Source organism: Njordella calcicola (assembly GCF_056494125.1).
Genome location: NZ_CM151396.1, coordinates 1,045,783 through 1,070,104 on the forward strand (window position 1 = coordinate 1,045,783; position 24,322 = coordinate 1,070,104).

The window sequence follows — 24,322 nt, forward strand, 5'->3', positions numbered from 1 at the left end:
ACTAGGTTTTCGGTACATGGCACATACGGCTGAAATTGTCCAACGCTTGCATCGTGTTTGGCGTCAGCGGACAGATCTTGAATCGCAGCTAGCCCGCGGTCCCAAGCAACTGGCTCACGCACAATCGCAATTGAGCGCCGCTGCCCAGTCGCTGAAGCAACATCGCGATCTGATTAAGAGCAAGCGGATGGAGGCCGACCGAAAACAACTGGAGATGCGCGAGCGGGAAGCCAAACTGTATGACTTGGAAGTCAAAATGAACATGTCCAAGGGGGATCGCGAATACCAAGCGCTGAAGTCTCAGATCGCTGCCGATCAACAAGCCAACAGTGTGCTGGCCGACGAAATCCTCGAGACCCTCGAAGAAATCGACCGCCTGGAAGGCCAAACGCAAGAGTTCTTGGATCGAGAAGCCAAAAGCCAGTTGGATTTGAGCCAAGTTGACTCCAAGGTGGCGGAATCGAAGGCTCGTCTGGAATCGGACCTTCAGCAAGTCATGGCGGAACTGGCCGTGGCCGAAAAAGCTTTGCAGGGCGAACTGCGGACAACCTATGATCGCTTGGTCATCACCATGCGTGACGATGCTCTCGCGGCGTTGGAAGACGGTTCTTCGTGTGGCGGTTGCTACACCCAACTCTCGCCACGTTTTTTAGACCAGTTGCATATGCGTGAAGCAGTCCGCTGCACCAGTTGCGGACGGTTGGTCTACCAAGCCATCTAGCGGTCCGCTGGTCGATAGCTCGAACACTATTTACGTTGCGGGCTAGAAATCTGTGCGTTAAGCCGTCGGCAAGTCGCATTTTGCTAGTTATGATGGCAACCGCTGGCCCTCTCCGGACAAAGCTCCTCTCCCTAGCCCTTTGTACGATGCCAATCCAATTTCTTCTATGAACTCTAGGTGAGAACCGCGTATGCAAGACAAGAAGTACCAGTGGGCAGCCCTTGGTGACATCAACGCTTTTTTTGGTCTACTGCTGGATAACGTTGCCGGATTGTTTTTGATTCTGTCGCTGCTCAACGGCGTCTTTCAAATCCCAGCCGATTTCATTATTAAACATATGATCCCCGGCACCGCCATTGGTGTCTTTATCGGAGACATTTGGTTCTTCTTTATGGCTTTTCGTTTGGCCAAGCGGACCGGCAAGACAACCGTAACCGCAATGCCACTGGGCCTGGATACGCCCAGCGTTTTTGGCATTACGTTTCTGGTGCTCGGGCCAGCTTTCGTGGCGGCCAAAGCTGCCGGACTAAGCGAAACGGAAGCGGCCACCCAAGCGTGGCACGTAGGCATCCTGTGCATGGTGGCCAGCGGTTTTTTCAAGCTGGTGTGTTCATTCTTTTCCGAATGGGTGCGCAGTATCGTGCCTCGAGCAGGCTTGTTGGGTTCATTGACCGCGATCGCGCTGGTCGTCATCAGCTTCCTGCCTTTGCTGGACATCATGTTGGTTCCAGCGGTCGGCATGGTCGCGCTTTCGATCGTCTTGGTTTCGCTGCTTGGCCACATCCCAATGCCGTGGAAGATTCCAGGGTCGGTAGTCGCGCTGGTCGTCAGCGGCTTTATTTACTATGTGATGAAGTGGACTAACTTACTACCCGTCGCGCCACCGCCGCCGACGGAACTGGCATTAGCATCGACCGAGTGGCTTTCAGCCCTGTCATTCCAGTGGCTTAACGATTGGAAGATCGCAGTCAACTATTTGCCGGTCGCATTGCCTTTTGCCTTGGCGACCGTTGTCGGAGGCATTGATTGCACCGAAAGTGCGGCAGCCGTTGGAGATGAATACAAAACCAATCACGTTATTGGAGTCGAAGCGTTCGCTACGATCGCGGCAGGCTGTCTAGGCGGCGTGATCCAAACCACACCGTACATCGGACATCCAGCTTACAAGGCGATGGGTGGTCGAGCGGCCTATTCGCTGGCGACTGCCATCTGCATGATTGTAATTGGCTTGTTAGGTCTGTTCACTTTGTTTTACACGTACATACCCAAAGCTGCTGTGTATCCCCTGTTGGTCTTCGTTGGATTAGAAATTACATCGCAAAGCTTCTTGGCGACGCCGAAGCGTCATTACCCAGCGGTTGCATTTGCGTGTGTCCCCGCGTTGGCTTTCTTGTCGGTCCACTTTGTCAAACAAATGTTGGGGCATCCGCTGCTGGTGGAAGCGGGCGTCACACCCGAGACGTTAGGCGGGGAACTGGGGCACAATATCACAACCGCGATTCTGCTGTCTAATGGCTTTATTATGGTGTCGTTGGTGTGGGCCTCGGGGCTCGCGTTCGCGATTGACCGACGACTGCAAGCTGCGGCGATCGCTTTTGGGATTGGGGCGGTACTCACGCTCTTTGGTGTGATCCATTCACCGCGAGCCGATTCGGGGCTCTTTCTGCCGACGACCAATGCTTCCATTTCTGAATCATGGCGGTTGTCCGCTGAAACCGCCAAGTACATGTGGGGGTTGTTCGCTGGTTACAGTTTAACTGCTGTGGCGTTTCTGGTATGGTCTGTGTTTACCAAGCCGGAAGCTTTGCCCGATGACGGGAATGTTCATGAGCACCCGGCCGAGCCGCTGGGCAGTTAAGTTTCGTGTTGTTCGATAAATCAAAACCCGCTCTCCAGTCTCCTTGGGAACCCTTGCGCAACAAGCTGTTTGCGTCGTTCTGGGTGGCAGGTGGTGTTTCGAACTTAGGCACTTGGATTCACGAGTCGGCCGCCGGCATGCTGATGACTCATCTAGAACCCTCGCCGTTGTGGGTAGCGTCGGTTCGAACCGCTATGTCGCTGCCGATCTTTTGCTGTGCGCTATGGGCAGGGACTCTGGCTGATCGCATGGATCGACGCAGGATGTTGCTGGCGACGCAGATGTACTTGTGCTTTGTCACCGCGATGATGTGCATCCTGACGGCTACTAATTTGATGACCCCCGTGTTGCTATTGGTGTGTACGTTTTGTATTGGACTGGGGATGTGTTTTCATGTCCCAGTTTGGCAGTCCGTCATTCCTGAGATTGTGCCACGCAACCAGATTCCGGCGGCGGTGGGGCTTGGCAGTTTGAGTTTTAATCTTGGACGTTGCTTAGGCCCGGCGGTCAGCGGGCTGGTGATTGGTTTGATTGGTTTCGCGATCGCATTTGGGCTCAATGCGTTGTCCTTTGTGGGAGTGATGCTGGTCCTGTTGACTTGGAAGCGAACCAAGCTGACACATGAGGCAAAGCGGCCCACAGTGAAGGTGTCGCGCTCGATCGTGGAAGGCTTGTACTACCTGCTAGGGCAAAGCGTTTTGAGGAACGTTTATCTGCGATTGATCTTGTTTCTCTTGCCAGCATCAGTTGTTTGGTCATTGATTTATCTGATCGCCAAACAGCAGTATGGGCTGGATACCTTTGGCCAAGGCATGTTGATATCCGCCTTTGGGTTGGGAGCGGTCGTCGGAGCGTTCATTCTTCCATCGCTGCGAGCGCGGTTTAGTTCCAACGCGATCATCACATTTCTTTCGTTGGCTTATGGAGTGGCCTGTGTGGCTATCGCGCAGAGCACCAATGTGTATTTGGCGGCGGTGGCGATGTTCGCGATGGGATTAGGTTGGATGGGCGTTTTAACGACGCTCAACGCCACGATCCAGTTGAACTTGCAGGACAGCTATCGGGCACGTGGCATGAGCTTGTATTTGACGACGATGTCGTTGGGGATCGCCATTGGAGCGGTCGTGTGGGGGTTGGTCGCCAAGCAGTTTGGGACGCCGGCCGCATTTGTGATCGCTGGCATCGCCACACCGATCATCAACGCCGCCACCAGCGGCATTCGACTGAGCAAGCTGGACGACAGCCAATAGTGCAATCGCCGAATTAAAGTGTTATGATGGTAGGCATCTTACTAGAGGTTACTGAATGACGTTTGCGATTGTGGGCGGGAATGCGGTTCGCATTTGGGTTGCCCAGGTTGATCCCGGTGCAGTGCGTGCGACCAATGATGTCGACGTGCTCATTCGCCCCGAGGATTTAGAAAACGTCAAACACGTGATGTCAGAGCATGGCTTTCATTATCGCAAGGCGGCTGGGCTGGATATGTTCCTGGAGGGCGAAGCGGATTCGGTTCGCTATGCTATTCATATTGTTCTGGCAAACCGCATGGTGAAAGTCGACGACTTTGAAGCAAATCCTGACATTGATCCAATTGCATATGGCGATGGTATTCGGACCCTTCCTTTAGAACGTTTGGTGCGAATGAAGCTCAATTCGTTTCGGCTCAAAGATCGTGTGCATATCTTAGACATGATTCACGTTGGCTTGATTGACGAAAGCTGGCTCACGAAGTTTCCCGAACCGCTATCCGAACGGCTCAAGTCGTTGATTGAAAATCCAGAACAGTAACGAAGTCTAATAAGCCGAGACTATGATTTGCCGGCATTGTTCACGCAGAGGCGTCGGGCCAGCGAATAAACTGCTTACGGCTCTACAGCATCAGGTACTCATTCATTCTTCGTTACCGGCGTTGCGCCATCCATTCTCTGTTCACCAATGAAGTACTTGAGTGGAATTCGGCGTTTCTTTGCTAGTGGATCGATGTACCACTGGTAATCTCCATTTTCGGAAGCAAATAGGTAATCCTTGTTTTCCTTCAACCACGTATCCCACACCCCCCTGTCCCAGCTATCGGAAGGTCCGCACGCTACGTATTGCGCAAGAAAATGCTTTGCGTTTGCTACCTCTTGGGAATCGGGAGCGTCAAGTCTTTCAATCCAGTATTCAACTGTTGCAATATCGGAAAACTCCCTTTCAAGGTTCATCAACACCCTGTCTACCTGAATCACATTGCCTTCAGCCTTGCTAAAGTAACGTTTATGATTTTGTATCCAGGTAAGTTTGTCGCTCTTGGTCGGAAGCGAGTTTATGTCCGCTAAGTCGGCTGAATGCAATACAAGCTCAAGCTGCGATGAGGAGCTTTCAACTAGCTGCGATAATTCAAATGCGCTGACCTCGCGACAGTGGACAATGCGCTGTTTGAAGACACTCGGGGTGTGAGCTATTGGGCGATCCTCGGTGAACTGGGAAACATAGCGTATCGAATTGACGAGGAGTTCAATGCCTAGATCGTTTAGTTGATTAGGCAGTTCCGCGAAGCTGAAATGCATCAGATTGCCCTGCCGCCAAATGGCCGCAGATCTGGCTTGTTTGTCATTGATGCCACCTGAAAAAACTTCTACCTCTGGATAATCGTCAAATGTAAGCGAATAGGAACACCATCCTAGACTTGACGAGTCATCGCTGTTGGAGATTCGCAAGCTGGTTGGATTCAGATCGGTTAATTCTTCTTTGTCATCTTCCAGCCTTGAGGTTTGAGCTTTGCTAGTGACTTGTTGAAAGATCGGGTGTTCGGCATCCCAGTTGATGAGGACGGGATGAAGGCATGTGCAGCCGACGCCTCCTAGGGTCTGCCAATCCTTGGCGACATTGAGTCCCGCGCTCCCCAACAGGAGCATCGGTTTGGTCCATTCAGCGCGGGGGCCAAGAAAATTGGAAAAGCGTTGGTAGTCTCTCTGTTGCCAATCTAGGACGACGACATCAAATGCATCGGAAACAGGAACTTTAAATTCGCTGACCCTTTGGGTCGTGACGGACTCAGCGCCGTGTCTTTTGACGCATTCTTCGATTTGCGTTGTGCGAGAAGGATCTTCGCCGATGAGCAATAAGGTCAGACCTTCGAGTTGACTTTGTGCGAAGGTTGTTGAAGCAAGCGAAATCCAGAGGCTGAATGAAGTTATGCATCGAAGGCACAGCTTGTTCATGGGGCTCATTCCTCGTCTGACTTACCTTCGCAGAATTTTTTTAATTCCAGCAAGCTTTGCGTCATCTTTTTGATTTGGTCGGCTGACGGTCGCTGGAACTCTTCTGGATTACATTGAACCCACTTGAGCGTGGTGTTGTTGAAGGTTTCGGTAAACAGAAAATCCTTGCCGTTTGGCAAAAGCGTTTTATCATTCAGCCGGTGTTGCTTGATGCTGATGGGTACCACCAATCCGTTGATGATTCGATGCTCATATTGCGTGTCGATAATGTGTTCACGTTTGCCTCCGTCGACGAGGTAAACTTTTCGACGGGTGGTATGGTTAGTGACTTTATCGATCCAAGACTCTTGATGAAGAATGGACGATTCCGGCTCGTACGTCTGAAGTCGTGTTCCGTCCGCCAATTTTCGAAGTTTGGCGACCTTCTGTGAGTCGACTACTTTGTCGAGATACACTTCCAGTGGCTCACGGGGTCTCGGATTGTCGACACCCCCGTTAAACTGTGTCGCTTCCACTGCTGGGACGTTCGAGTTGATGAGGAAATCCTCAAAACTGTCCGCCTTCTTTATATATCGTTGATGTCCCGCCGACACATCTTGTATCCAGTGATCTGCATTATCTGCGTAATAAGTCAACTCGCCTCTGACTTCGGGCGATGCAAACTGCTGATAGGCCTTGCCGTTCCATTCGAGGATCTTGTACGAACCATATACACAAAAATTTGCAGGCTTATCGACGTACAAGTGGAAATAAGAATCGACATTGCTATTCAAATACCGATCATCTGGTTGCTTTGGCGACTGCACAAAATGATGATATCCAATGACCTCAAACCTTTCTGCTGCCAATATATTAGCTCGCTGAAGTTCCAGCAGGCTGCGATACTCTAAATCCTCTTGGGCCTCAACGCTCTCCAAACAAGCACCAACTCCAAAAAGGAAAAAAATTGCTAGTATTCGCACGGCTTTACCACCTTTCGCTAAACAGGAGCACCAATTCTGTCTGAGCTACCAACAGGTTGACATGAATTTCGAATCCTTTAACCACCATAACCTCCACCATACCCCCCGCCTCCATAACCGCTTTGTGGGCCATGGCATTCTTGGCCTTGGATTCCGAAATCCGCCTCGAATTCTATCGGGAACGAGGGCGGATTTGCTACCGTCTGGCAACTACCGGGCGGAGAGGCACCCTCGGCGTAAAAACAGAAACACTTGTTGTACGATCCGCAATGGATCTTATCCTCGGGCGGAAGATTATAATAATTGTTGATATTATATGGCGTATCAAGTCCACTTTCCGTCGGTGCGATCAGGACTGGTCGTGAAATCCAATTATTATTCCCGATGAAATTTTCAACAACACCGCATCGATGTCCGCTGTTTGCTGCAGCATTGCAATTTGTTCCGTAGCCAGGCGGATTGGACTTGTAGCCCGATGGGTTGGAACTACAAGTTGCGGCTTCAAAGGTATGGCATGCGCCCCCTTTCATCTTGTAACAAAACTCCGCGCCATATTGTTGTCCATCTGCGTAGGGCGTTAATCCAAGAACTACCAATAAACTGATTGCGATTCGATAAACCATAGTGAACGACCCTCAAAAGATTAGAACTGAACAGAACGCGAAAAAGTGTATGACTGTCCTAATACAACGACATCAAAGTTAAGCTTTAATCGACTTGAATTAGTTGATTCCTTCGCATCGGCCTTGGCGGTTTGCTGAGCCAGAAACCAAGGCTGGAAATCACCGCTCAGATTGATGCGGTAAATTCCACTGCCCAATCTTTGAAGTTCGGGTTTGATCTTAAGATCGGACTGACCTGGAATGCTCAGCGTCACCGTGGGGACGGCTTCAGAGATGTCGGAGTCCTTCACAGCCGCTTTCTTAGATTTGGACAGTCCACGAAAGTTAAGTATCACAAATCCAGTCCACTCATTGACGGTGGCCTGCGTCATCTGCACTGTTTCAGGCACTAGCTTGACTGGGCTATCCCGCGAAATCACAACCATCGTATAAGACTTTGTCGTCTCAGGCTCATCAAACGACAGGCATAGTTCCCCAGTTAGTCCGTCGGCGTCGCCCACAAACGTTTCGCAGACCGCAAAGAAACGATCGCCTTGCTTTTCGATTCGATAGTCACCCGTCGCCAGTTCACCGCTGGCTTCAAGCTTCAGTTTTTTAACATCGACATCCTGGCTGATCAGCAATGGGATTCGATACGTGATGTTCTCTTCCGATTCCCCAATGGTTTCATAGACCGTCCGTGGTTTGATGGTGGCCATGCCCTCCAGTTCGCCAACCAACTGCACAGCAATTCGCTGGTTGTCAGTGGTCGTGACAGAGAAGTGCTGGACATAATCTTTGTCTTCAGCGCGGAGGACATTGACTCGTACGACCGATTTGATTTCGCCGCCATCAGGGAACGGCCCTCGCGGTACCAATGCATCGACACAGTCGCAAGATGATTCAACGGCGACCAAGTCAAGCGTTTTGCCAATTTGATTCCGTAATGTAATCTCGAATTGGTATTTCGCGCCCGCTTTGACTTTTCCGATATACGCCAGATTTCCGGCTGAATACGGAGAAGCGACGGTGGTTACGTCAACGAAGATCTTGCGAATTTGAACTTCATCGGAGGATTCAGCCCGCAGTATGCTGAAACATGAAAGTACGGTCATCGCAACGATACAAACGCGTGCCATAAGGGCCTCCTACAGATGGAAGACTTGTCGATGAGCACGAAATTGTACACCTGTTTTTTTTTTTTGACAATGGCGGTGTCGGAATTACCGAAGAATTTCTTTAACGTGGCTTTAAGTGCCTTCGCTGGGGGGTGTCCATCACCTCACACCTCACACCTTACACCTTACACCTTACACCTTACACCTTACACCTTACACCTTACACCTTACACCTTACACCTTACACCTTACACCTTACACCTTACTTGCCGCGATGTCGCAAGCGATCCAGCGCCACAGCAGCTACGATGATCGCGCCGGTGACAATCTCTTGTACCCAATTGTCCAAGCCTAACTTAGTGCACCCATTATCTACCACGGTCATGATCAAGGCACCTAAGATCGTGCCCAAGATGGTGCCTTCGCCACCCGATAACGACGCACCACCAATGACTACCGATGCAATGACCTTTAATTCATAACCTTCCGCCGTCGTTGGGTCACCTGTTCCATTGATATAAGCGAATTGCAACACCGCCGCTACGGCCGCGAGCGCAGACGCCAGCCCATACACCAGCAACTTCGTTCGCTCCACATGAACGCCGCACAGTCGAGCGGTCTCTTGATTGGATCCCACTGCATACACGTGCCGACCAAACTGCGTGTATCGCAAGACACCGGCAACGATTACAGCTAGCAGCAGCATGAGCCACGCGCCCGGCGCTAAGATTTGAAACAGGCCTTCATTGCCGGTTCGCATGAGGTCGGTGATCCATGTTTGAGCTGGATAGATCGGTTGGTTATCTCCCAACCCCTTCGCAACTCCACGCAGCGCGCCCCATAAGCCTAGCGTGACAATGAACGGAGACAATTCAATCTTGGGGGAAAATCGATAAGCCAATATCCCTAATGCGATGGCTGAACCCAGGCCTACTAAAACTGCCACGGGAAATGGTACGCGGGTTAAGATTGCATATCCTAAAAAAACTCCCGCCCCAACCGATGCAACAGTCAATACCCGGCCTGTGATCATGGCTCCGATAGCAAGCCCGATGGCAAAGCCTGTCATAATACTCAGCAATACTGCCAGCACTGCGGGCACGCCGGCCTGCAGCAACAAAGCCAAGACCATTGTGCCGCAGGCTATTGCCGATCCAACCGACAGATCGATACCGCCGGCAATAATGACTAAGGTCCCGCCGATCGCTGCGGTAGCGACCACCGCCGTTTGCAACAGCATCAGCCGATGGTTGGACCAAGCTGTAAAACCGCTGCCTTTGAGCGCGGCGAACAAGCACCATACTGCGATTAAGCCGATCGCTGGGCCTAGCTTGCTGATCCAGTGTATCGCTGTGTTTTGACGTTTCATTTGCGAAGCTGGCTGTGGCATATTCAAATCGTGACTCCAGTGGCTTCCAGCATGATTTCGTGTTCGTTTCGTTGCGAGGCGGGTTTGGCGAGCATCAATGTGCCACGCTGCATGACGGCAATACGATCGCAGGTTCCCAGTAATTCGGGTAGGTAACTGCTGACCATCAGTACTGCTTTCTTCTTTCCGTCCTTGCCGGGCGTGGTCACCAGTTGGTCGATCAGTCGATAGATGGTCGCTTTCGAACCGACATCGATACCGCGTGTGGGTTCGTCCAGCAACCAGACGTCTACATCGGCATGAAGCAATCTGGCCAGCGCGACCTTTTGTTGATTGCCGCCCGATAAATCGTTGACGCACTGGTCAACCGAACGGCATTTGACGGCTAGTTGCTGGACGATAGGTGAGCAAACCTTGCGTCGACGGCTGGGTAACACCAAGCCTATTGGCCCAAGTCCGGACAGTTTAGGCAGGGTGATGTTCTCAGCAATCGATAGATTCAGCGCTAGCCCTTCACGCTTACGATCTTCACTGACCATACCCACTCCCCTGCCCCACATTTGATTGGGCGAGCGGGCGGTCGATGTCCCAATTCGGACAACTCCATTTTGAACGGGCTCCAATCCAAAGAGTGCTCGCAGCAACTCGGTTCGTCCCGAACCAATCAAACCCGCAATGCCTAATACTTCACCACGCCGAAGTTGAAGGCTAGCATCTTGTGGCAAATGCGAGCCGTTGACGTTCTCTAACTCCAGCAGAAGCTCCCCCGGCTCACGCGGCGAACGATGGTAAAGTTCGTCAATCTGGCGGCCTACCATTTTGGATACAATCTCTGGCGGCGTGGTTTGTTGCGTTTGTCCTGACGCAATGGATTGGCCATCGCGCAGCACGGTGTACTGGTCGCTGATTTCCATGATCTCTTCGAGAAAGTGAGAGATATACACAATCGCGATCCCCTGATCTCGCAAGCGGCGAATCAAAGCGAACAGGTTTTCGACATCGCGCGCGGTCACACTGCTCGTTGGTTCGTCCAGCACCAGGACTTTGCAACCTGTCGCGACACTCCGCGCGACTTCAACCAATTGTTGATCCGCGATACTCAACTGGTCCACGCGCTGGTTGGGGGCAATATCCGGTCGACCCACTTGGACGAGAGCTTCGCGAGATCGCTGCAGCATCTCGCGACGATTGACCAGCGGACCAAGCTTCGGTTCATTACCTAGAAAAATGTTTTCAGCCACCGAGAGATGCGGAGCCAAGGCAAGTTCTTGATAGATCATCGCAATGCCGCTGCGACGACCTTGGCTGGGGCTGGTTGGTTGATAAGGTTTGCCGTCCAGGGTGATCGAGCCTGCATCGGGCCTGATGGCGCCTGACAAGATCTTCATGAGCGTGCTTTTGCCGGCTCCATTTTCGCCGATCAAAGCGTGGATCTCGCCAGCGCGAACATCCAAGTCGACGCCATCAAGCGCTTGGGTGGCACCGTACGCCTTTCGAATGTTGCGCATTTGCAAGATGACAGAGTTCATGTCTTTCCAGCAGTTGTTTCATTTCTGAATCGATGGATTGCCAACATGTTCGGATTCGATTCCCAATTCACGTAGGTGGGCAACTGCCGAACGTGCAATTCCTTGGTCCAGCAAAAACTTTATCATGAGCTATGAAGTTCGAGGACTTTGTCGTCTAGATGAGCAGCAGCATATGCCAAAGCCTGACGAATATCCTCTTCTTCAAGCTCTGGGTATTCTTTCGCTAGCTCTAGACGGTCAGGATAGAGAGCAAGTGTCTCAAGCACTCGACGAACAGTCAGACGCATTCCGCGAATGCATGGTTGTCCGTTCATTTGGTTGGGGTTGATCGTAATTCGGTCGAACGGAGTCATGATGATAGAATCAAAGTATGGAGCAAAGGATTTATAACCGCATTGTACCCTTCCGTGACTTAAACTGCATCAGCATGTTGTTGCGTTGCATCGCCAGCTTCTCCAGAAACTGTAACCGTCACTTCTATTTCAGCAAATCTTGAATCTCAGGGGAATCCAGATTTTCTTTCGTGATGACCACGACACCGGTATCGACGGTGGCTTCAAAACTTTCGCCGCGCATCGCTGCCACTGCATTCTTGACTCCCATGTAGCCCATCTTGGTTGGATTCTGAGCGACCAGGGCATCGATCTCGCCGTTTCGCAGCGCGTCAATCAACGGCGGCGAGGAATCAAAGCCGACGAATTTCACTTTGCCAATCAAGCCTTCTTTGCGCAGCGCTTGGAGCATGCCATCGGTGGATGATTCATTTGGAGTAAAGATCCCATCGGCTTGCTTTAAAGTGTCGATCATATTGAGTGCCTTGGTTTGAGCTTCACTGGACGTCGTGCCCGAGTATTGTGAATCGGAAATGATTTCGATATCTGCTGCTTGTTTGACGACTGATTGAAAGCCTTCTTCGCGTTCCATCGTGGCGGCCGACCCGACCATGTAGCGCATCATCACGATCTTGCCTTTGCCGCCCAATGCGTCCACGAGCGCTTGACCACCCAACTCGCCTCCTTTGCGATTGTCGGTGGCTACATAGCTTGCATAGTCGGTGCCGATGGTGCCTTCCAATCCGCTATCGATGATCACGACAGGGACGCCCGCTTGAGTTGCTTCTTGGACGGGGATTACCAAAGCTTTCGAGTCCAGCGGTGCGATGACGACGGCTTGAACGTTATCGGCTACCATCTGTTGGACCAATTGGATTTGAGCGGCTCGGTCGCTTTCTTTGGTCGGCGCTTTCCAGACAATTTCGACGTCCAGTTCCTTGGCCGCTTGTTCGGCTCCGGCTTTGACCGAGTTCCAGAAGATATGCGCCGTTGTTTTAGGGATAACGGCAATGCGAGCTCTGGCCGGAGCGGTCGTGGAAGTGGACGATGAGTTCGAAGGGGAACAGCCAGCTAGGAACGTGACAAGTGCGATAGCAACCGTCATGAGGGCACGTTGGCTAGGTGTTGCTTGGTAAGGTTTTTGACAATGCATGGCGAATTCGATTGGTAAGGCAAGGAGAGGGGCAAGGAAAGTGAGCTGGCTTCGAACTGCCAGTCAAGTGATTGGCCAGTGATCTGCCCAAGGCGTTATTTTAGCGAGAAAACGCTTGCCCGAGATTTGCGTTGAAAACTTTGCGGCAAGAGGTTGCAAGAAAGCGGTGCATTCTTTATTATCATCGGGCTAGATGCCCTTGTAGCTCAGTCGGTAGAGCAGCTGACTCTTAATCAGCGGGTCCAAGGTTCGAGTCCTTGCGGGGGCACTTCAAAGAAAAATCCGGGAATTTTGGTTCCCGGGTTTTTTTATGCACTGAATGGACTAGTGCGGGTATTCCCGATTAAGAACTTGCTTCGCATTGACTACATCCTGCGGAGAAGCGGCGAGGCCTTGATCTTGGTCACTTGAGCTTCGGTGAGCTTAGGAGTTGCGGCTCGTGCAAAATCTACGGGGTGCATCAAGTTTGCATTGTCATTGATGTGGACTGGTGCAAAGCTGGATGTAAGCAGCACATGGCAAACTTCATGGGCCGTGCACCAATTCGTGCCAGCTTTGGCAACAATGCAAGCGGGGCGATTGACCAGATGCCCACCGCAACCGTTGAGCGATTCTGAAAATCTATCTACAAAGTAAATCAGCACATCGCTGGTAGATACCGGGCTACCCAATCGTTGTAATTCTGCGTATTCACCATCGGTCACCTTCCATTTACATTGACCGTCTACTTGTTCAAATTTCGCACGTTCGGCGGGAGTTAACAGCAGTGATTCACCCGATCCGAATTCCACGCGTATCCCATATGGAGCATAAACAGCTTGCGTGCTGGAGAGAATGGACTCAAATGGGACGTCGATTGAATGGTTGTCGAGCCAACGCGACATATGTTGCTAGGAATCGCCAAAAGTAACTCGTGCTACGTGATTGATCGTAGCAGTCTGGATTGTCCAATCGACAGCAATGTGGTCAACAGCACCAGCGCAATCGCGATGGCCTCCAGGTTCACGCGGCTAGCAATGCCCGTAATCAAGCCCGGCAGAACGGCGATTCCGATAGCCGCCGAACTCACCTGAAATCCGATCGCTTGGGAAGCATACTGGGCCGGAACGCTTTGAGGGGTAAGCCCAATCCACGTTGGAAACACGGGCGCAATAAAGACTCCCAACAAGGCAACGGCCACCAAATCGATATGCGCCAGGGGTGGGAATGCAATCATCGTCGCAAGCAGCGGCGTAATGACACCGGAGATCAGCAAGATGCGCTTGCCCGACCAATGGATACTCAACTGTCCAATGGCAAAGCGACCTGCAGTGAATGCGACCCAGTAGCCGGTGACGGCAAGGCCCGCTACTCCGTCGCTAACGCCCCGCCCTTCCGTAAATAATGTGAACAATAGCTGCCCCACGGTTGACTCAACTCCCGTGTAAATAAAGAACAGCCAACATTGGCCAAGGACTTGTGGATGCAGCAGGACGGTCTTCAGTGACGATAACGGATGTTTGTCATGGTCATCTTCATCGGCGTAAGCCCACTGTTTGCGCGTGCTGGCCAGCAGGATGGTTGTGCACCCCAATACGGTCGCTACGAACGCGTAGCCCCAACGCCAGGAGTAACCTTGCACCAAAATAAAGGTCATCACCAATGGACCACAAAACGCGCCGATACCCCAACAACCATGCAACCAGTTGACCATGCGCATCGAAAATCGATGGGCGGTGAAGCTGTTCAAACTGGCATCGATGGCACCGCCACCAAAGCCCCCGCAAAAACCTAAGATGACAAGCCATAGAAACTCTTGGCTGATCGCAAAGCCTGTGACAACGAGCGTCATGGTGCCACTGCTAAGCACCAGCAGCCAGCCTATGCCAACGCTTCTCGCTAATCGGTGTGCAAGTGAACTGGAGATAAGGTAGCCAGCAAACGTTGACGCTAGGAGAAAGCCGAGATAATCCAGAGGAATGTTGAGGTCACGGCGAAGACCCGGCCAAGCAATTCCTAGCATGGCATCGGGTAAACCTAAGCTGATGTAGGCCAAAGCTGCTATCAGCTTTACAAAAAACATCTTCAATCAGATCCTAACCAATGCGTGCATCGGAGCTGGCCGCCAAAATGAGGTGGCATTCTGGCACAGTTTGTCATGCATCACAAGTCGAACGCTAACGGTCCGCTTTCATTGTCCCACAAACTCCTCTCGAGTCAGCATTTGATCGCCGTTCTTGTCGAACTTGCCAAATCGTCCTTTGGCTTGTTCTGGATCTGGCTGGCCAGTCATGAATTCTTCGAAGGTCAGCAGGCCGTCGTTATTGCGGTCCCGTCGCGTAAACATCGCGTTGCGATCCGGCTTTACCGCGGGAGTTGGCTGAGTTGCGGTTTCGATCTTTAATTGCGGTTTGGCTTCGGGATGTTGTGCTAAAATCGCTTGCAGTTGTTTCAGGACGGCAGAGTTTTCACTAGCGATGTTTTTGGTTTCCAGTGGATCATTCAAGTAATCGTATAACTCATACTCTGCGGTTTCTGCAGGTTGATTGATAACCTTCCACTGGACCAACCGGTATTGCGGAGTGCGAATGGCTCGTCCCAATCGGTTTCCGCGAGGGTAAACGTGAATCACGCTGTCCCGGGTCAACTTGGTTGGTGACTCCACAACCTTCGCGAAACTGATGCCATCTACATTGATAGGAGCAGGCAGGCCCGCAAGCTCTGCCAGCGTTGGATAAATATCAACCGTTTCGATCATCGATTGAGTGGCCTTGTTGGAAGCTAGGCCAGGGGCAGAAACGATCAATGGGATTCTGGCGGCTTGTTCGTAATTAGTGTGTTTGCACCATTGACCATGGTCGCCTAGATGCCAGCCGTGGTCGCCCCACAAGACAACGATCGTATTGTTTTTCGCTGGGCTAGCATCCAATGCATCCAATACTTTGCCGACTTGAGCATCGGTAAAGCTGGTGGCTGCGTAATAACCGTGGATCAGTTGTCGTGTCAGTGTTTCATCCACTGGCCCGTTTTCCGGCACTCCCGAATACGTTCTCAATTCTCCCGAGTTGGTCGCTGCGTAGTCTGGCGCTAGTGCGGGGGCTTGTGTGACCTGCGGCATCGGAATCTGGTTTGCCTGATACAAGTCCCAGTACTTCTTAGGAGCCGTGAATGGCAGATGCGGACGAACGAAGCCCACTGCGATGAAGAAAGGAGTTGACTCTGCGGCGGCCGCTTCGATTCGACGACAAGCTTCCATCGCAACATCGCCATCAATGTACACTTCGTCGGCGACATCGGCGCTTTCGATTGCGGCACCTTTGGGGTTGGCTTCATCCTTTGATTTCCACTGGGTAGCTTCGGCGTAGGTCTTCGCTTTCGAACGATAGAGTGGTTTATCCCAAGAAGCCACATCATCGGTATTGCCATGTCCGACGTGAAAGATCTTGCCAAGAGCCTGGGCGCTGTAACCCGAATTACGAAAGTGTTGAGCGAGTGTAACGGCGTTGGGCGCAGACTTGCGGAAGTTTGTTGGCAAATCATAAATGCCTAATGTCTGTGGTCTTAGGCTGGTCATCAAAGCGTTTCGTGACGGCGAACACACCGCTTGGTTGCAGTACGCAAAGTCAAATCGTAGTCCCCTGGCGGCTAAGCGATCGATATGCGGCGTTTTTGCAAATGAGTCGCCGTAACATCCCAGCGTAGGCTTTAAATCGTCCACACAGATCAACAAGACATTGGGTTTGTTGTGCATTGGCGCTTCCTGCGCCATAGCTGTCGCCGTGGTGCAAGCAGCGAGACAGAGAACCAGAGCCGACAGTGAGAGGCAACGTGGCATGATGGGGGCCTTGTGGGAGGGATTGGAGCGATTGCTACCGGGGATTTTTAACGATTCTCCGGTCGCAATGGCGACGGTCAAGTGCGGAATGGGATGATAGCGTTTGGTCGATCAGCAGCCCATTATAACAGACGCTATCACACGCTGGGGAATATGTCCTCCGTCGCACCATCTGCTCCCGCAAGCGGCTCAATGCCCCGTTCACGAAGCAGACCATCTACAGAGGCTGTTGACGTAAGCCCACGAGCCATCGCGAACCCAGCCATCTAGTTGAGCAATGTCTTTCAGTTGTTGCCCGCGTTGGATCGGTACCGCAAAGAAGCGGCTTTCGATATCCGGGAGGCTGGTCATATCACCCCATAACTTTTCAAACTGGGCCACGGGATAGATGTCCTCTTGGGCTTGTCCCCAACGCTTCTTCACATCCTTGATCGTGATGTAAGTTGGCAGCCGCGAAGCCATGCGACGCACTGCCGTCCGAACCGCGTCGCTGTCTTGCAGTGAGTCTCGATTTAAACCAAACGCTTGAAGTAAGCCATCGATGTGAATCCAGGTTGTCATCGAGTTGTAGTAAGTCAGCTTAAACTCGTCTCGTTCATCGGGCATCGCGAGGCCTTCCAGTAGGCGTGGTTGACCGTTGACCAACGCCAAGCCACCGCCACGGTCTTCGATACGACGAGAGATCACTTCAAAACTTAATGTCGCTCCACTGTCAATGTGTGCTCCTAATACGCTAGGATCGATCGATGCTCCTAAAGTGTCGATGTTGTGCAGCAGCAGATACCTGAGCTGCGGCTGTTGTTGTAGCAGGTTGGTGAACGTGCCATTGAGCAGCATATTGGGGACTTCGTACCAGTGGCCGACCGGATGCATGCACTGCAACGGAACATTGTCGGTGTAGTCATTGGCTGGCCCCATCGATTCAGCCCATTGCAACAAAGCTGACTGAGCGCTTTGTCGAACCTTCTGTTGCTGTTCGTCCAGCATTTGTTGCGGCATCTCTTCCCATAGAAAGCGTAAGTCACGCGGCGTTGGGATGAGTCTCAATCCGACCGACATGCCCTTGGATAGATACACATGTTGGTGTTGCTGGCGGCTGAGATGCTGGTTCAAGTAGGCTTGGATCGGTTCGTGCGTCAAATAGCCTGTGGTGAACACGTGTGGGATACGCGTCACATACTGTTGGCTGACCGCCTGCGTCTTTGCAAGATGAACTTCAATAAAGTTGCGATGTTGTCCATCGAACTGGCAGAAAGGGTGCAACCCCTTTACCACGCCTGCGCCACCTGTCCAGCGACTGCCAGCGCCTGCCGCCAAAGTTACGACTGCGATTTGCCCATCGACGATTGCGCGTTGGCCTAATTCGCGGAACGATGAAATAGAGGAGGCGTCGCGCAAATCCAAAATGTGTTCGCTCGATACGTCTTCAATTGTGGTTTGCGGTGGCAGACGGTTTTGTGCTAGCCCAATACGACCACTCAGCATCGCATCACGCAACTCTTGGTGGGCTATGGAATCAAATCCATTCTCTCGGAGCAGTTTCTTCAATTCCTGCGGTGTCCCCGATGCGGAACTCAAACTGGGTAAAACTCGGTCAAGCATCCATTGCGAAGCCTGAGCATCTTCCCGCATCCGTTTGCTCAATCGCATCCACTCGCGTTGGCTTTGCGGCGAGAGATCTCTCAAGTTTGACTTCATCCATTTGGGTACGCAGATACCATAGTACGACTGTGGCAGCATGGCTGCGTCGTTCTCGAGCAAAGTGGCTGCGGTACCTTGGTCGTTAATGGCAAACTTAAAGACGACAGGATCCATCGCGAACGGTAGTTCTTTTTCCATCTCTCGCTTGGTGGCGACCAGCGTGGATTGCAGCCACGTTTGAGCTTCATCACGCACCTCCGGATCAAACAGGAAACCCATGCCCCCCCCGGACATGCCACCCAACATCCAGAATCCCCAAAAGCGATCTTGGTATCGCGTGCGGCAATGGGCGATCATACGATTGGTAAAGCTGTTGGTACACCAAGGGATGATGGTTTGCAAAGCGTCAGTGAAGTTCTTCGTTGTCAGTTCCCCAACGCGGCGGATGTCCCCTTGGCTGAGCGCACTGACGATTTCATCCAAGATCGTGATGGCTAGTTGCCTGGCCTTCCATTCTTTCTCTGATCGCAGCAGGTACTTCTCGGTCACCATTTCCAGGATCGGCCCCACGTTTTGAGCCATACCGCCGTAAATCAAAACTAAGCTTGCTTCCAGTTTGCGTCTAGCATCAGCGGAAATACGATCCTCGCTTAGAATTTCATGATGCGGCAACAGACGTCCGCGGCTGATGCCGTATTCCGTATCATGCTGGCTAGCAACGGCACCGCATATCAGTTTGATTCCCGGCCAGATGCCTCCGGAATCCTGCCAACCGCCACCGGAGCCGCCGAGCCATTCGCCCAAGATTGCACGAGCCGTGATCAAACGGCGTTCATCGGTGGTAAGTGGTGCTGTGAAGCCTGCTACTTGTCCGGTCGCTCGCATGAGCGCCGCGATCAGGGAGCCCAAAAGGTTCGTGGAAACTGCAAGTCGCGATCCTTTGGGAATGTTGTTCACAATGGAAACGACTTCCAATCCCAAGTTGGGCGCACCTGTGAGCTGTTGCAGCAGCTCCGACATATCACGATGACAGCCTTCCATGCCGGGGGGGATTACGCCCGACGCGATGACGGCGGCTTTTAGCAATCCCAAGTAGTCTTTGGCGAAATCGAACACGTCATCAATTTTGGTCAGTTCTACTTCGGCTTGTAAATCGACGCTGACCAAACGGAGCACAGGGCGATCGATGACCCGAACAAACGCCTGCACCGGAGGCTGAGGTGTCGCATCGCGGCCTTCGACTGCTAGATCGATCGAAGCATTAACCACGCGAGCGCCTTCGGGGAAATCCATGCCCAAAAAGAAAATGTCACTCCAGCCCGAATGCGAAAAGTCCATGCGGACGCTGGTTTGTTCATGTAACAGCGGATAGGCTGCTTGCTCGTCAGCTCGCTTTAAAAGGCGTTTGTCTAGACGCAGTGGGTAGTCGGCGGGGTGACCAATGCGAAACATCCATTGGTTGCCGCGTACAGTCTTGACGCTTCGACGGACTTGGTCGGCCAAACGTTGAAATGCGAGCTGATGGTACGCCTTCGAAAGGCTACTGGAGAGAAGATGCGATGGCCCTTGGTTGGCTTGTTCCTCCAACAGACGATCAATCGCTTCGCCGCTATGACGCTGCAGGATCTTTTCATAGGCATCGTAGGGTAAATGGGAGGTCCGCGATTCGCTTAGTTTGCTGGGCAGTTGGTAACGATACAAAGCGGTCAAGTAGAAGATCGCGCGGACTTGATGATACAAGTTTCCTGTGCTGCGTCGGAAGGAATCAAGCCCAGCGGCTACGGACAATAGGTCGTCGGCTGATAAGTTACTGCACAGCGATTCAAAGGATTGGTCACGCAGGCTTGATTCTTCGGCCGTAATTGTGCTGATGAATCGTTCCGCTTGATTGGGTTTTGTGATCACCACCAGGTGAACTCCTCAGTGTGGCTATGAAATTCGATCGGGAATGTTGTTGTAGCACTCGTTTGCGTAGTTGGCACGACTGCAATTCAAGGCGTTTAGGCAATGTTGGCCGCTGGGTTGGCCGCTGGCGGTTGCGTCGCCATGACTTCGACCACTTCTCGCAGGATCACGTCGCGGTCAACGCCCGAAAGGCCCAGAGCAAGTTGTGTTTGCAGCAAGCCATACTTCATACCAATGTTATGTCGATGGCCGTCGATTTGAAGCGCAAGGTAACGTTCACGCGATGCGATCAGATTTAAAGCGTTGGCTAAGGGGACTGGTTGGTCGGCTTTTTCGGCAAGTTCTTCGAGGGCAGCATACACCCCCGGAGTTAGTACGTGCATACCGAAGAAGCACAAGTAGGTCCCGCTGCGAAAGCCTGCGTTGGTCAGGTACTGTTCGGCTTGCGTTGGCGTAGGTTTCTCCATCACGATTTTGACTTCGAACAAGTCGTCGAAGCTGGGCAAGCGTTGTCCTGCCACGGCACCAAAATAAGGCAACATGGTTTCGCGTGTGGGCTGTACGGCTGAAACGCAGCATCCTTCCAGGCGAGCGATGTCCAAAAGCTGCTGTGCGCAGCGACGCTGAGAGTAGCTGAGAAAGATATGATCGCCGACTAAATGGAGAACATTTTCGCCGCCAGTAAAACGTCGGCTACACAAGATCGCGTCGCCATAGCCCCGCGGTTCGTGTTGAATCAAGAATTCCAGTTGGTCGACCGCTTTGCCGGCGGCGCTTTTGTACGCATCTTGATCACCGTCGCGGATAACAATTCCAATTCGGTCGATACCAGCCGCCGCGACTTCTTCGATGATTAATTCGAGAGCCGATTTTTCGACGCCGTCACGGTCGACTAAGCGTTGTAATGGGAGTGTGTTTTGGCCGGGACCGGCCGCGGTGATAACGGCTTTTTGGATTGCGATGGGCATAGAGTCGGAATAAAAACGAAGGATGATGGCCGGTCGAGCGGAATTCGGTTGTGTCCATCTTAGTCGATAAACCACAACAACCAATTATTCCGGCGTCGCTGAAGAAGTAAACTTTATCGACAAGTTCTAATCGTAGGGGCCAAAGCAGCCCAGGATAGCTGAGAAGCCAAATCTATTGACTCTTGTGTGCGGGATCTGCTAATCAAAGCGTCAGAAATCCCCGGTTTTTCAGAAAGCAATGTCATGAAGACGCAACCCGTACCCCGCAGTCGTGAAGATCTCAAACGTCTAGAGTTTGACAACGAGCTCGATGGCTTGCTGGAAACGGAAAGCGGCCGGAAGCAGGCGAAAGGGTATTTCGAACAACTCAGCGGCGAAGATTCCAAAATTGCGCTGCTGGAGTCTACCCTGCATTTGCCTGGCGACGTCATTGAGTGCGGTGTTTTTCGCGGCATGTCGCTGCGACGCCTTGGGTTGACATTGGCCGCCAAAGCCCCCGCAAAGTCACTCTACGGGCTCGACAGTTTCGAAGGCTTTCCTCGCGATCGCATAGGCCGCGTGGATCTAGGCTTCTTGCGATTCATGCCGCTGGTGCAGCGCAAGTTTCAGATGTGTAATGACACGCCCGAGCGGCTGCAGCGGTTTTTCGCAGCTTTTGGTATTCGAGGGCAAACCGTAAAAGGCTACTTCCAAGATACCCTGCCCCAATTTTCCGAACATTCTTTTTGCTTTATCCACTTGGACTGCGACATTTACGAATCCTATCGCGAGTGCTTGTCAGTACTTTACAACCGTCTAGTACCAGGCGGAGTGGTCGTTTTCGACGATTATAGTTCATCCAAATGGCCTGGAGCCGCCAAAGCCGTCGATGAGTTTTTTGCTGAGAAAAGCGATATCGTTCAGTATTGCACCCAGCGCCAGCGCGGCAGTTGGTTCGTGCGTAAAGACTCTGCGTCCCAAATCCGCGAAATCGCGTAACACGCGGTTTGCTGCTACCATCGCAAGGCTCACAATGCTATAATTGCGTGAAACTTGTGAAGGTTTCCTCGGTTAAAGTCTGATAAGACCAAGGAAACCTTAATCCCTGCCTTTCCTTACCCCACCATGCCGATGCACTCGCCAGAGTGCGATCTAGTCGGATTACGAGGAATTTTATGAATACTGCAAAGCTAATATCTCGGCGGACTCTATTGCGGGGCGCTGGCGTTGCAATGGGCCTTCCCATGTTGGAAGTCATGGCACCCGCGACCAAAGTACTCGCTGCAAGTGCGGCTGCCGCCGAATCGAAACCAGTGCGACTGGCGTGGGTATTCTTTCCCAACGGCACCAACGCCGAACAATGGTTGCCAAAGAAATCAGACGACAAAAACTGGACTGTGACGCCCAGCTTGGAACCGCTAGCCCGCCACCATCAGCATCTGACAGCTTTCCGCGGATTGGCTCAAATGAACGGCTTTGCATTAGGCGATGGACCAGGCGATCACGCTCGCAGTGCCGCTACGTTCCTAACCGGCGTGCATCCTCTGAAAACTGCTGGCAGTCAAATCAAAGTTGGCCGCAGCGTTGATCAAGTCTTAGCCGACTCGTACGGACAAGCCACTCGATTACCCTCGATTGAACTTGGAACCGAGGAAGGTCGCCAAGCTGGCGATTGCGATTCGGGGTACTCATGTGCTTATTCGAACAACATCTCCTGGCGTTCCGAAAGCCAGCCCATGTCCAAGGAAGTCAAGCCACATAGTGCGTTCAAGCGATTGTTTGGTGGACATGATGCCGAAACTGGTACGATTCGCCGCAGCGTTATCGATAGCGTTTTGGACTCCCAGAAACGACTCATGCGAACGGTCAGTATCAGCGACCGGCAAAAACTGGATCAATACTTCACCAGCATCCGTGAAATCGAAAAGCGAATGGATCGATTGGCTCAACCCGTGGATCTCCGCGGCATTGACGTCAATGAGCCACCTGAGCAATTTGCCGACTGCACCGAACAGATTCGCTTAATGTACGACTTGATGGTGTTGGCCTTCCGCACCGACACGACTCGGTTGGCCACATTCATGTTGGCTAACGAAGGCAGCAATCGAACGTTCCCAATGATTGAGGTGAAGGAAGGTCATCACCAGTTGTCCCACCACCAAAATGATCAAGACAGCATTTCCAAGATTCGCAAAATTGACCGCTACTACAGCGAACAATTCGCTTATTTCTTGGACCGGATGAGCGAAACTCCTGACGGGGAATCAGGCAGCTTGCTGGACAATTCTTTGATTGTCTATGGCGGCTCGATCAGCGACGGGAATCGTCATGACCACAACAACTTGCCGATCATGTTAGCTGGCCATGGCGGCGGCAAAGTCAGCGGCGGCCGAATCGTCGAAACTGGCGAGAACACCCCGCTGAACAATTTGTTCTTAAGTATGGCAGAAATGGCTGGGGCTCCCATTAAAGAAATCGGCGATAGCACCGGCCCACTGCCTATTGGCTAAGTCGCTCGGCCATCGGTTGACCGCCGCCGGCGCCCAAGACAAGCGTGCAAAGCACCGCGATCAGCGTTGCTCGCACTGTAGCGAAATTAAGAATCTGCTCCATCAAAAAAAGCCGTGTCATCAAACGATGACACGGCTTTTTTTGTTATCAACGGGAATTCAGCAGCAAGTTTGTAGACCGTGGCAGATTCTATCAGCCAACGTGACGAAGCTTGGTGCTGGCTGCATTAACCAAGGATTTCATATCCACAGTCACTTTGCTCTTCTTTCCAGAGCTTTCTGTGCCAGCGGAAACCGAGACGGCTAAATCGCCGAAATCTGCGGGAGTTAAATCCAATTCCCCTCGAACCACTTTTACGTTTCTGGGCGCTTCGATTCCGATTGTCACTCGGTTGCCAGAAATCTTGCTGATGACCAAGGTCACGTTTTCGCCAATGGAAACTCGTTCACCTTCTTTGCGACTTAATACCAACATCATAACCTCCGTGAATTCCGTGCTCTTGCTGAGCGATAATGCTGTGATTTCAATTGTGCCAAAAATTGCAAAGGAACCTAAATGCAAACTTGATGCCAAGTTTATCCGCAATCTTGAGCCCAATTTCGAAAAAAACAAAAACGTCTTATCCTGTTATCTTCGCTACTTCGTTAAGGACGCTAA

At 52.0% G+C, this 24,322-nt stretch carries 19 protein-coding genes and 1 tRNA gene; 7 read left to right on the plus strand and 13 right to left on the minus strand.

Annotated elements, in window-relative coordinates:
- Positions 1-16: 16 nt before the first annotated feature.
- The 4 genes from SH302x_RS04000 to SH302x_RS04015 all read left to right on the plus strand — a co-directional run bounded on the left by SH302x_RS04000 (position 17) and on the right by SH302x_RS04015 (position 4,367).
- Complete coding sequence (locus SH302x_RS04000; protein ID WP_479367456.1) at positions 17-721, plus strand: zinc ribbon domain-containing protein; 705 nt, start codon at positions 17-19, stop codon at positions 719-721.
- Between the two features lie 190 nt (positions 722-911).
- Entirely contained in the window at positions 912-2,579 is a 1,668-nt protein-coding gene (locus SH302x_RS04005; RefSeq protein WP_479367457.1) for a permease, read from the plus strand.
- A gap of 5 nt (positions 2,580-2,584) precedes the next feature.
- Positions 2,585-3,829, plus strand: coding sequence for an MFS transporter (locus SH302x_RS04010; protein WP_479367458.1), 1,245 nt, complete (start codon positions 2,585-2,587; stop codon positions 3,827-3,829).
- Positions 3,830-3,884: 55 nt separating this feature from the next.
- Positions 3,885-4,367 carry a nucleotidyltransferase family protein gene (locus tag SH302x_RS04015; protein ID WP_479367459.1) on the plus strand — a complete coding sequence of 161 codons (483 nt, stop codon included), beginning with the start codon at positions 3,885-3,887 and terminating at the stop codon, positions 4,365-4,367.
- A gap of 98 nt (positions 4,368-4,465) precedes the next feature.
- Here SH302x_RS04015 and SH302x_RS04020 read toward each other — a convergent pair whose 3' ends face one another.
- From SH302x_RS04020 to SH302x_RS04050, 7 genes are all read right to left on the minus strand, one after another.
- A complete protein-coding gene (locus SH302x_RS04020) occupies positions 4,466-5,782 on the minus strand; it encodes a hypothetical protein (protein WP_479367460.1) in 1,317 nt (438 codons plus the stop codon).
- 5 nt (positions 5,783-5,787) lie between these two features.
- The gene (locus SH302x_RS04025; RefSeq protein ID WP_479367461.1) at positions 5,788-6,744 is read right to left on the minus strand and encodes a hypothetical protein; all 957 of its coding nucleotides are present in this window, start codon (positions 6,742-6,744) and stop codon (positions 5,788-5,790) included.
- A gap of 643 nt (positions 6,745-7,387) precedes the next feature.
- The gene (locus SH302x_RS04030; protein ID WP_479367462.1) at positions 7,388-8,485 is read right to left on the minus strand and encodes a DUF1573 domain-containing protein; all 1,098 of its coding nucleotides are present in this window, start codon (positions 8,483-8,485) and stop codon (positions 7,388-7,390) included.
- Positions 8,486-8,726: 241 nt separating this feature from the next.
- Positions 8,727-9,833: an ABC transporter permease gene (locus SH302x_RS04035; RefSeq protein WP_479367463.1), complete on the minus strand. Its 1,107-nt coding sequence runs from the start codon at positions 9,831-9,833 to the stop codon at positions 8,727-8,729.
- A 23-nt stretch (positions 9,834-9,856) separates the two neighbouring features.
- The gene (locus tag SH302x_RS04040) at positions 9,857-11,362 is read right to left on the minus strand and encodes a sugar ABC transporter ATP-binding protein (RefSeq protein ID WP_479367464.1); all 1,506 of its coding nucleotides are present in this window, start codon (positions 11,360-11,362) and stop codon (positions 9,857-9,859) included.
- A 122-nt stretch (positions 11,363-11,484) separates the two neighbouring features.
- The gene (locus SH302x_RS04045; protein ID WP_479367465.1) at positions 11,485-11,715 is read right to left on the minus strand and encodes a DUF433 domain-containing protein; all 231 of its coding nucleotides are present in this window, start codon (positions 11,713-11,715) and stop codon (positions 11,485-11,487) included.
- Positions 11,716-11,839: 124 nt separating this feature from the next.
- Positions 11,840-12,847 carry an ABC transporter substrate-binding protein gene (locus tag SH302x_RS04050; protein WP_479367466.1) on the minus strand — a complete coding sequence of 336 codons (1,008 nt, stop codon included), beginning with the start codon at positions 12,845-12,847 and terminating at the stop codon, positions 11,840-11,842.
- A 195-nt stretch (positions 12,848-13,042) separates the two neighbouring features.
- On the opposite strand from SH302x_RS04050, the gene SH302x_RS04055 reads away from it, so the two are divergent.
- Positions 13,043-13,115, plus strand: a tRNA-Lys gene (locus tag SH302x_RS04055).
- A gap of 97 nt (positions 13,116-13,212) precedes the next feature.
- Here SH302x_RS04055 and SH302x_RS04060 read toward each other — a convergent pair.
- The 5 genes from SH302x_RS04060 to SH302x_RS04080 form a co-directional block, all read right to left on the minus strand.
- Positions 13,213-13,731, minus strand: a complete 519-nt coding sequence (locus SH302x_RS04060; protein ID WP_479367467.1) for a hypothetical protein — start codon at positions 13,729-13,731, stop codon at positions 13,213-13,215.
- 32 nt (positions 13,732-13,763) lie between these two features.
- Positions 13,764-14,909 carry an MFS transporter gene (locus SH302x_RS04065; RefSeq protein ID WP_479367468.1) on the minus strand — a complete coding sequence of 382 codons (1,146 nt, stop codon included), beginning with the start codon at positions 14,907-14,909 and terminating at the stop codon, positions 13,764-13,766.
- 108 nt (positions 14,910-15,017) lie between these two features.
- Positions 15,018-16,577: a sulfatase-like hydrolase/transferase gene (locus SH302x_RS04070; RefSeq protein WP_479367469.1), complete on the minus strand. Its 1,560-nt coding sequence runs from the start codon at positions 16,575-16,577 to the stop codon at positions 15,018-15,020.
- 285 nt (positions 16,578-16,862) lie between these two features.
- The gene (locus SH302x_RS04075) at positions 16,863-20,210 is read right to left on the minus strand and encodes a UTP--glucose-1-phosphate uridylyltransferase (protein ID WP_479367470.1); all 3,348 of its coding nucleotides are present in this window, start codon (positions 20,208-20,210) and stop codon (positions 16,863-16,865) included.
- Between the two features lie 92 nt (positions 20,211-20,302).
- Complete coding sequence (locus SH302x_RS04080) at positions 20,303-21,175, minus strand: sugar phosphate nucleotidyltransferase (protein ID WP_479367471.1); 873 nt, start codon at positions 21,173-21,175, stop codon at positions 20,303-20,305.
- Positions 21,176-21,418: 243 nt separating this feature from the next.
- On the opposite strand from SH302x_RS04080, the gene SH302x_RS04085 reads away from it, so the two are divergent.
- Both SH302x_RS04085 and SH302x_RS04090 read left to right on the plus strand, forming a co-directional pair.
- The gene (locus SH302x_RS04085) at positions 21,419-22,153 is read left to right on the plus strand and encodes a TylF/MycF/NovP-related O-methyltransferase (RefSeq protein WP_479367472.1); all 735 of its coding nucleotides are present in this window, start codon (positions 21,419-21,421) and stop codon (positions 22,151-22,153) included.
- A 176-nt stretch (positions 22,154-22,329) separates the two neighbouring features.
- On the plus strand, positions 22,330-23,664 hold the full coding sequence (locus tag SH302x_RS04090) for a DUF1552 domain-containing protein (RefSeq protein ID WP_479367473.1): 1,335 nt from the start codon (positions 22,330-22,332) through the stop codon (positions 23,662-23,664).
- A 193-nt stretch (positions 23,665-23,857) separates the two neighbouring features.
- Here the strand turns inward: SH302x_RS04090 and SH302x_RS04095 are convergent, their stop codons facing one another.
- Complete coding sequence (locus SH302x_RS04095) at positions 23,858-24,142, minus strand: carbon storage regulator (RefSeq protein ID WP_479369237.1); 285 nt, start codon at positions 24,140-24,142, stop codon at positions 23,858-23,860.
- Positions 24,143-24,322: the final 180 nt, after the last annotated feature.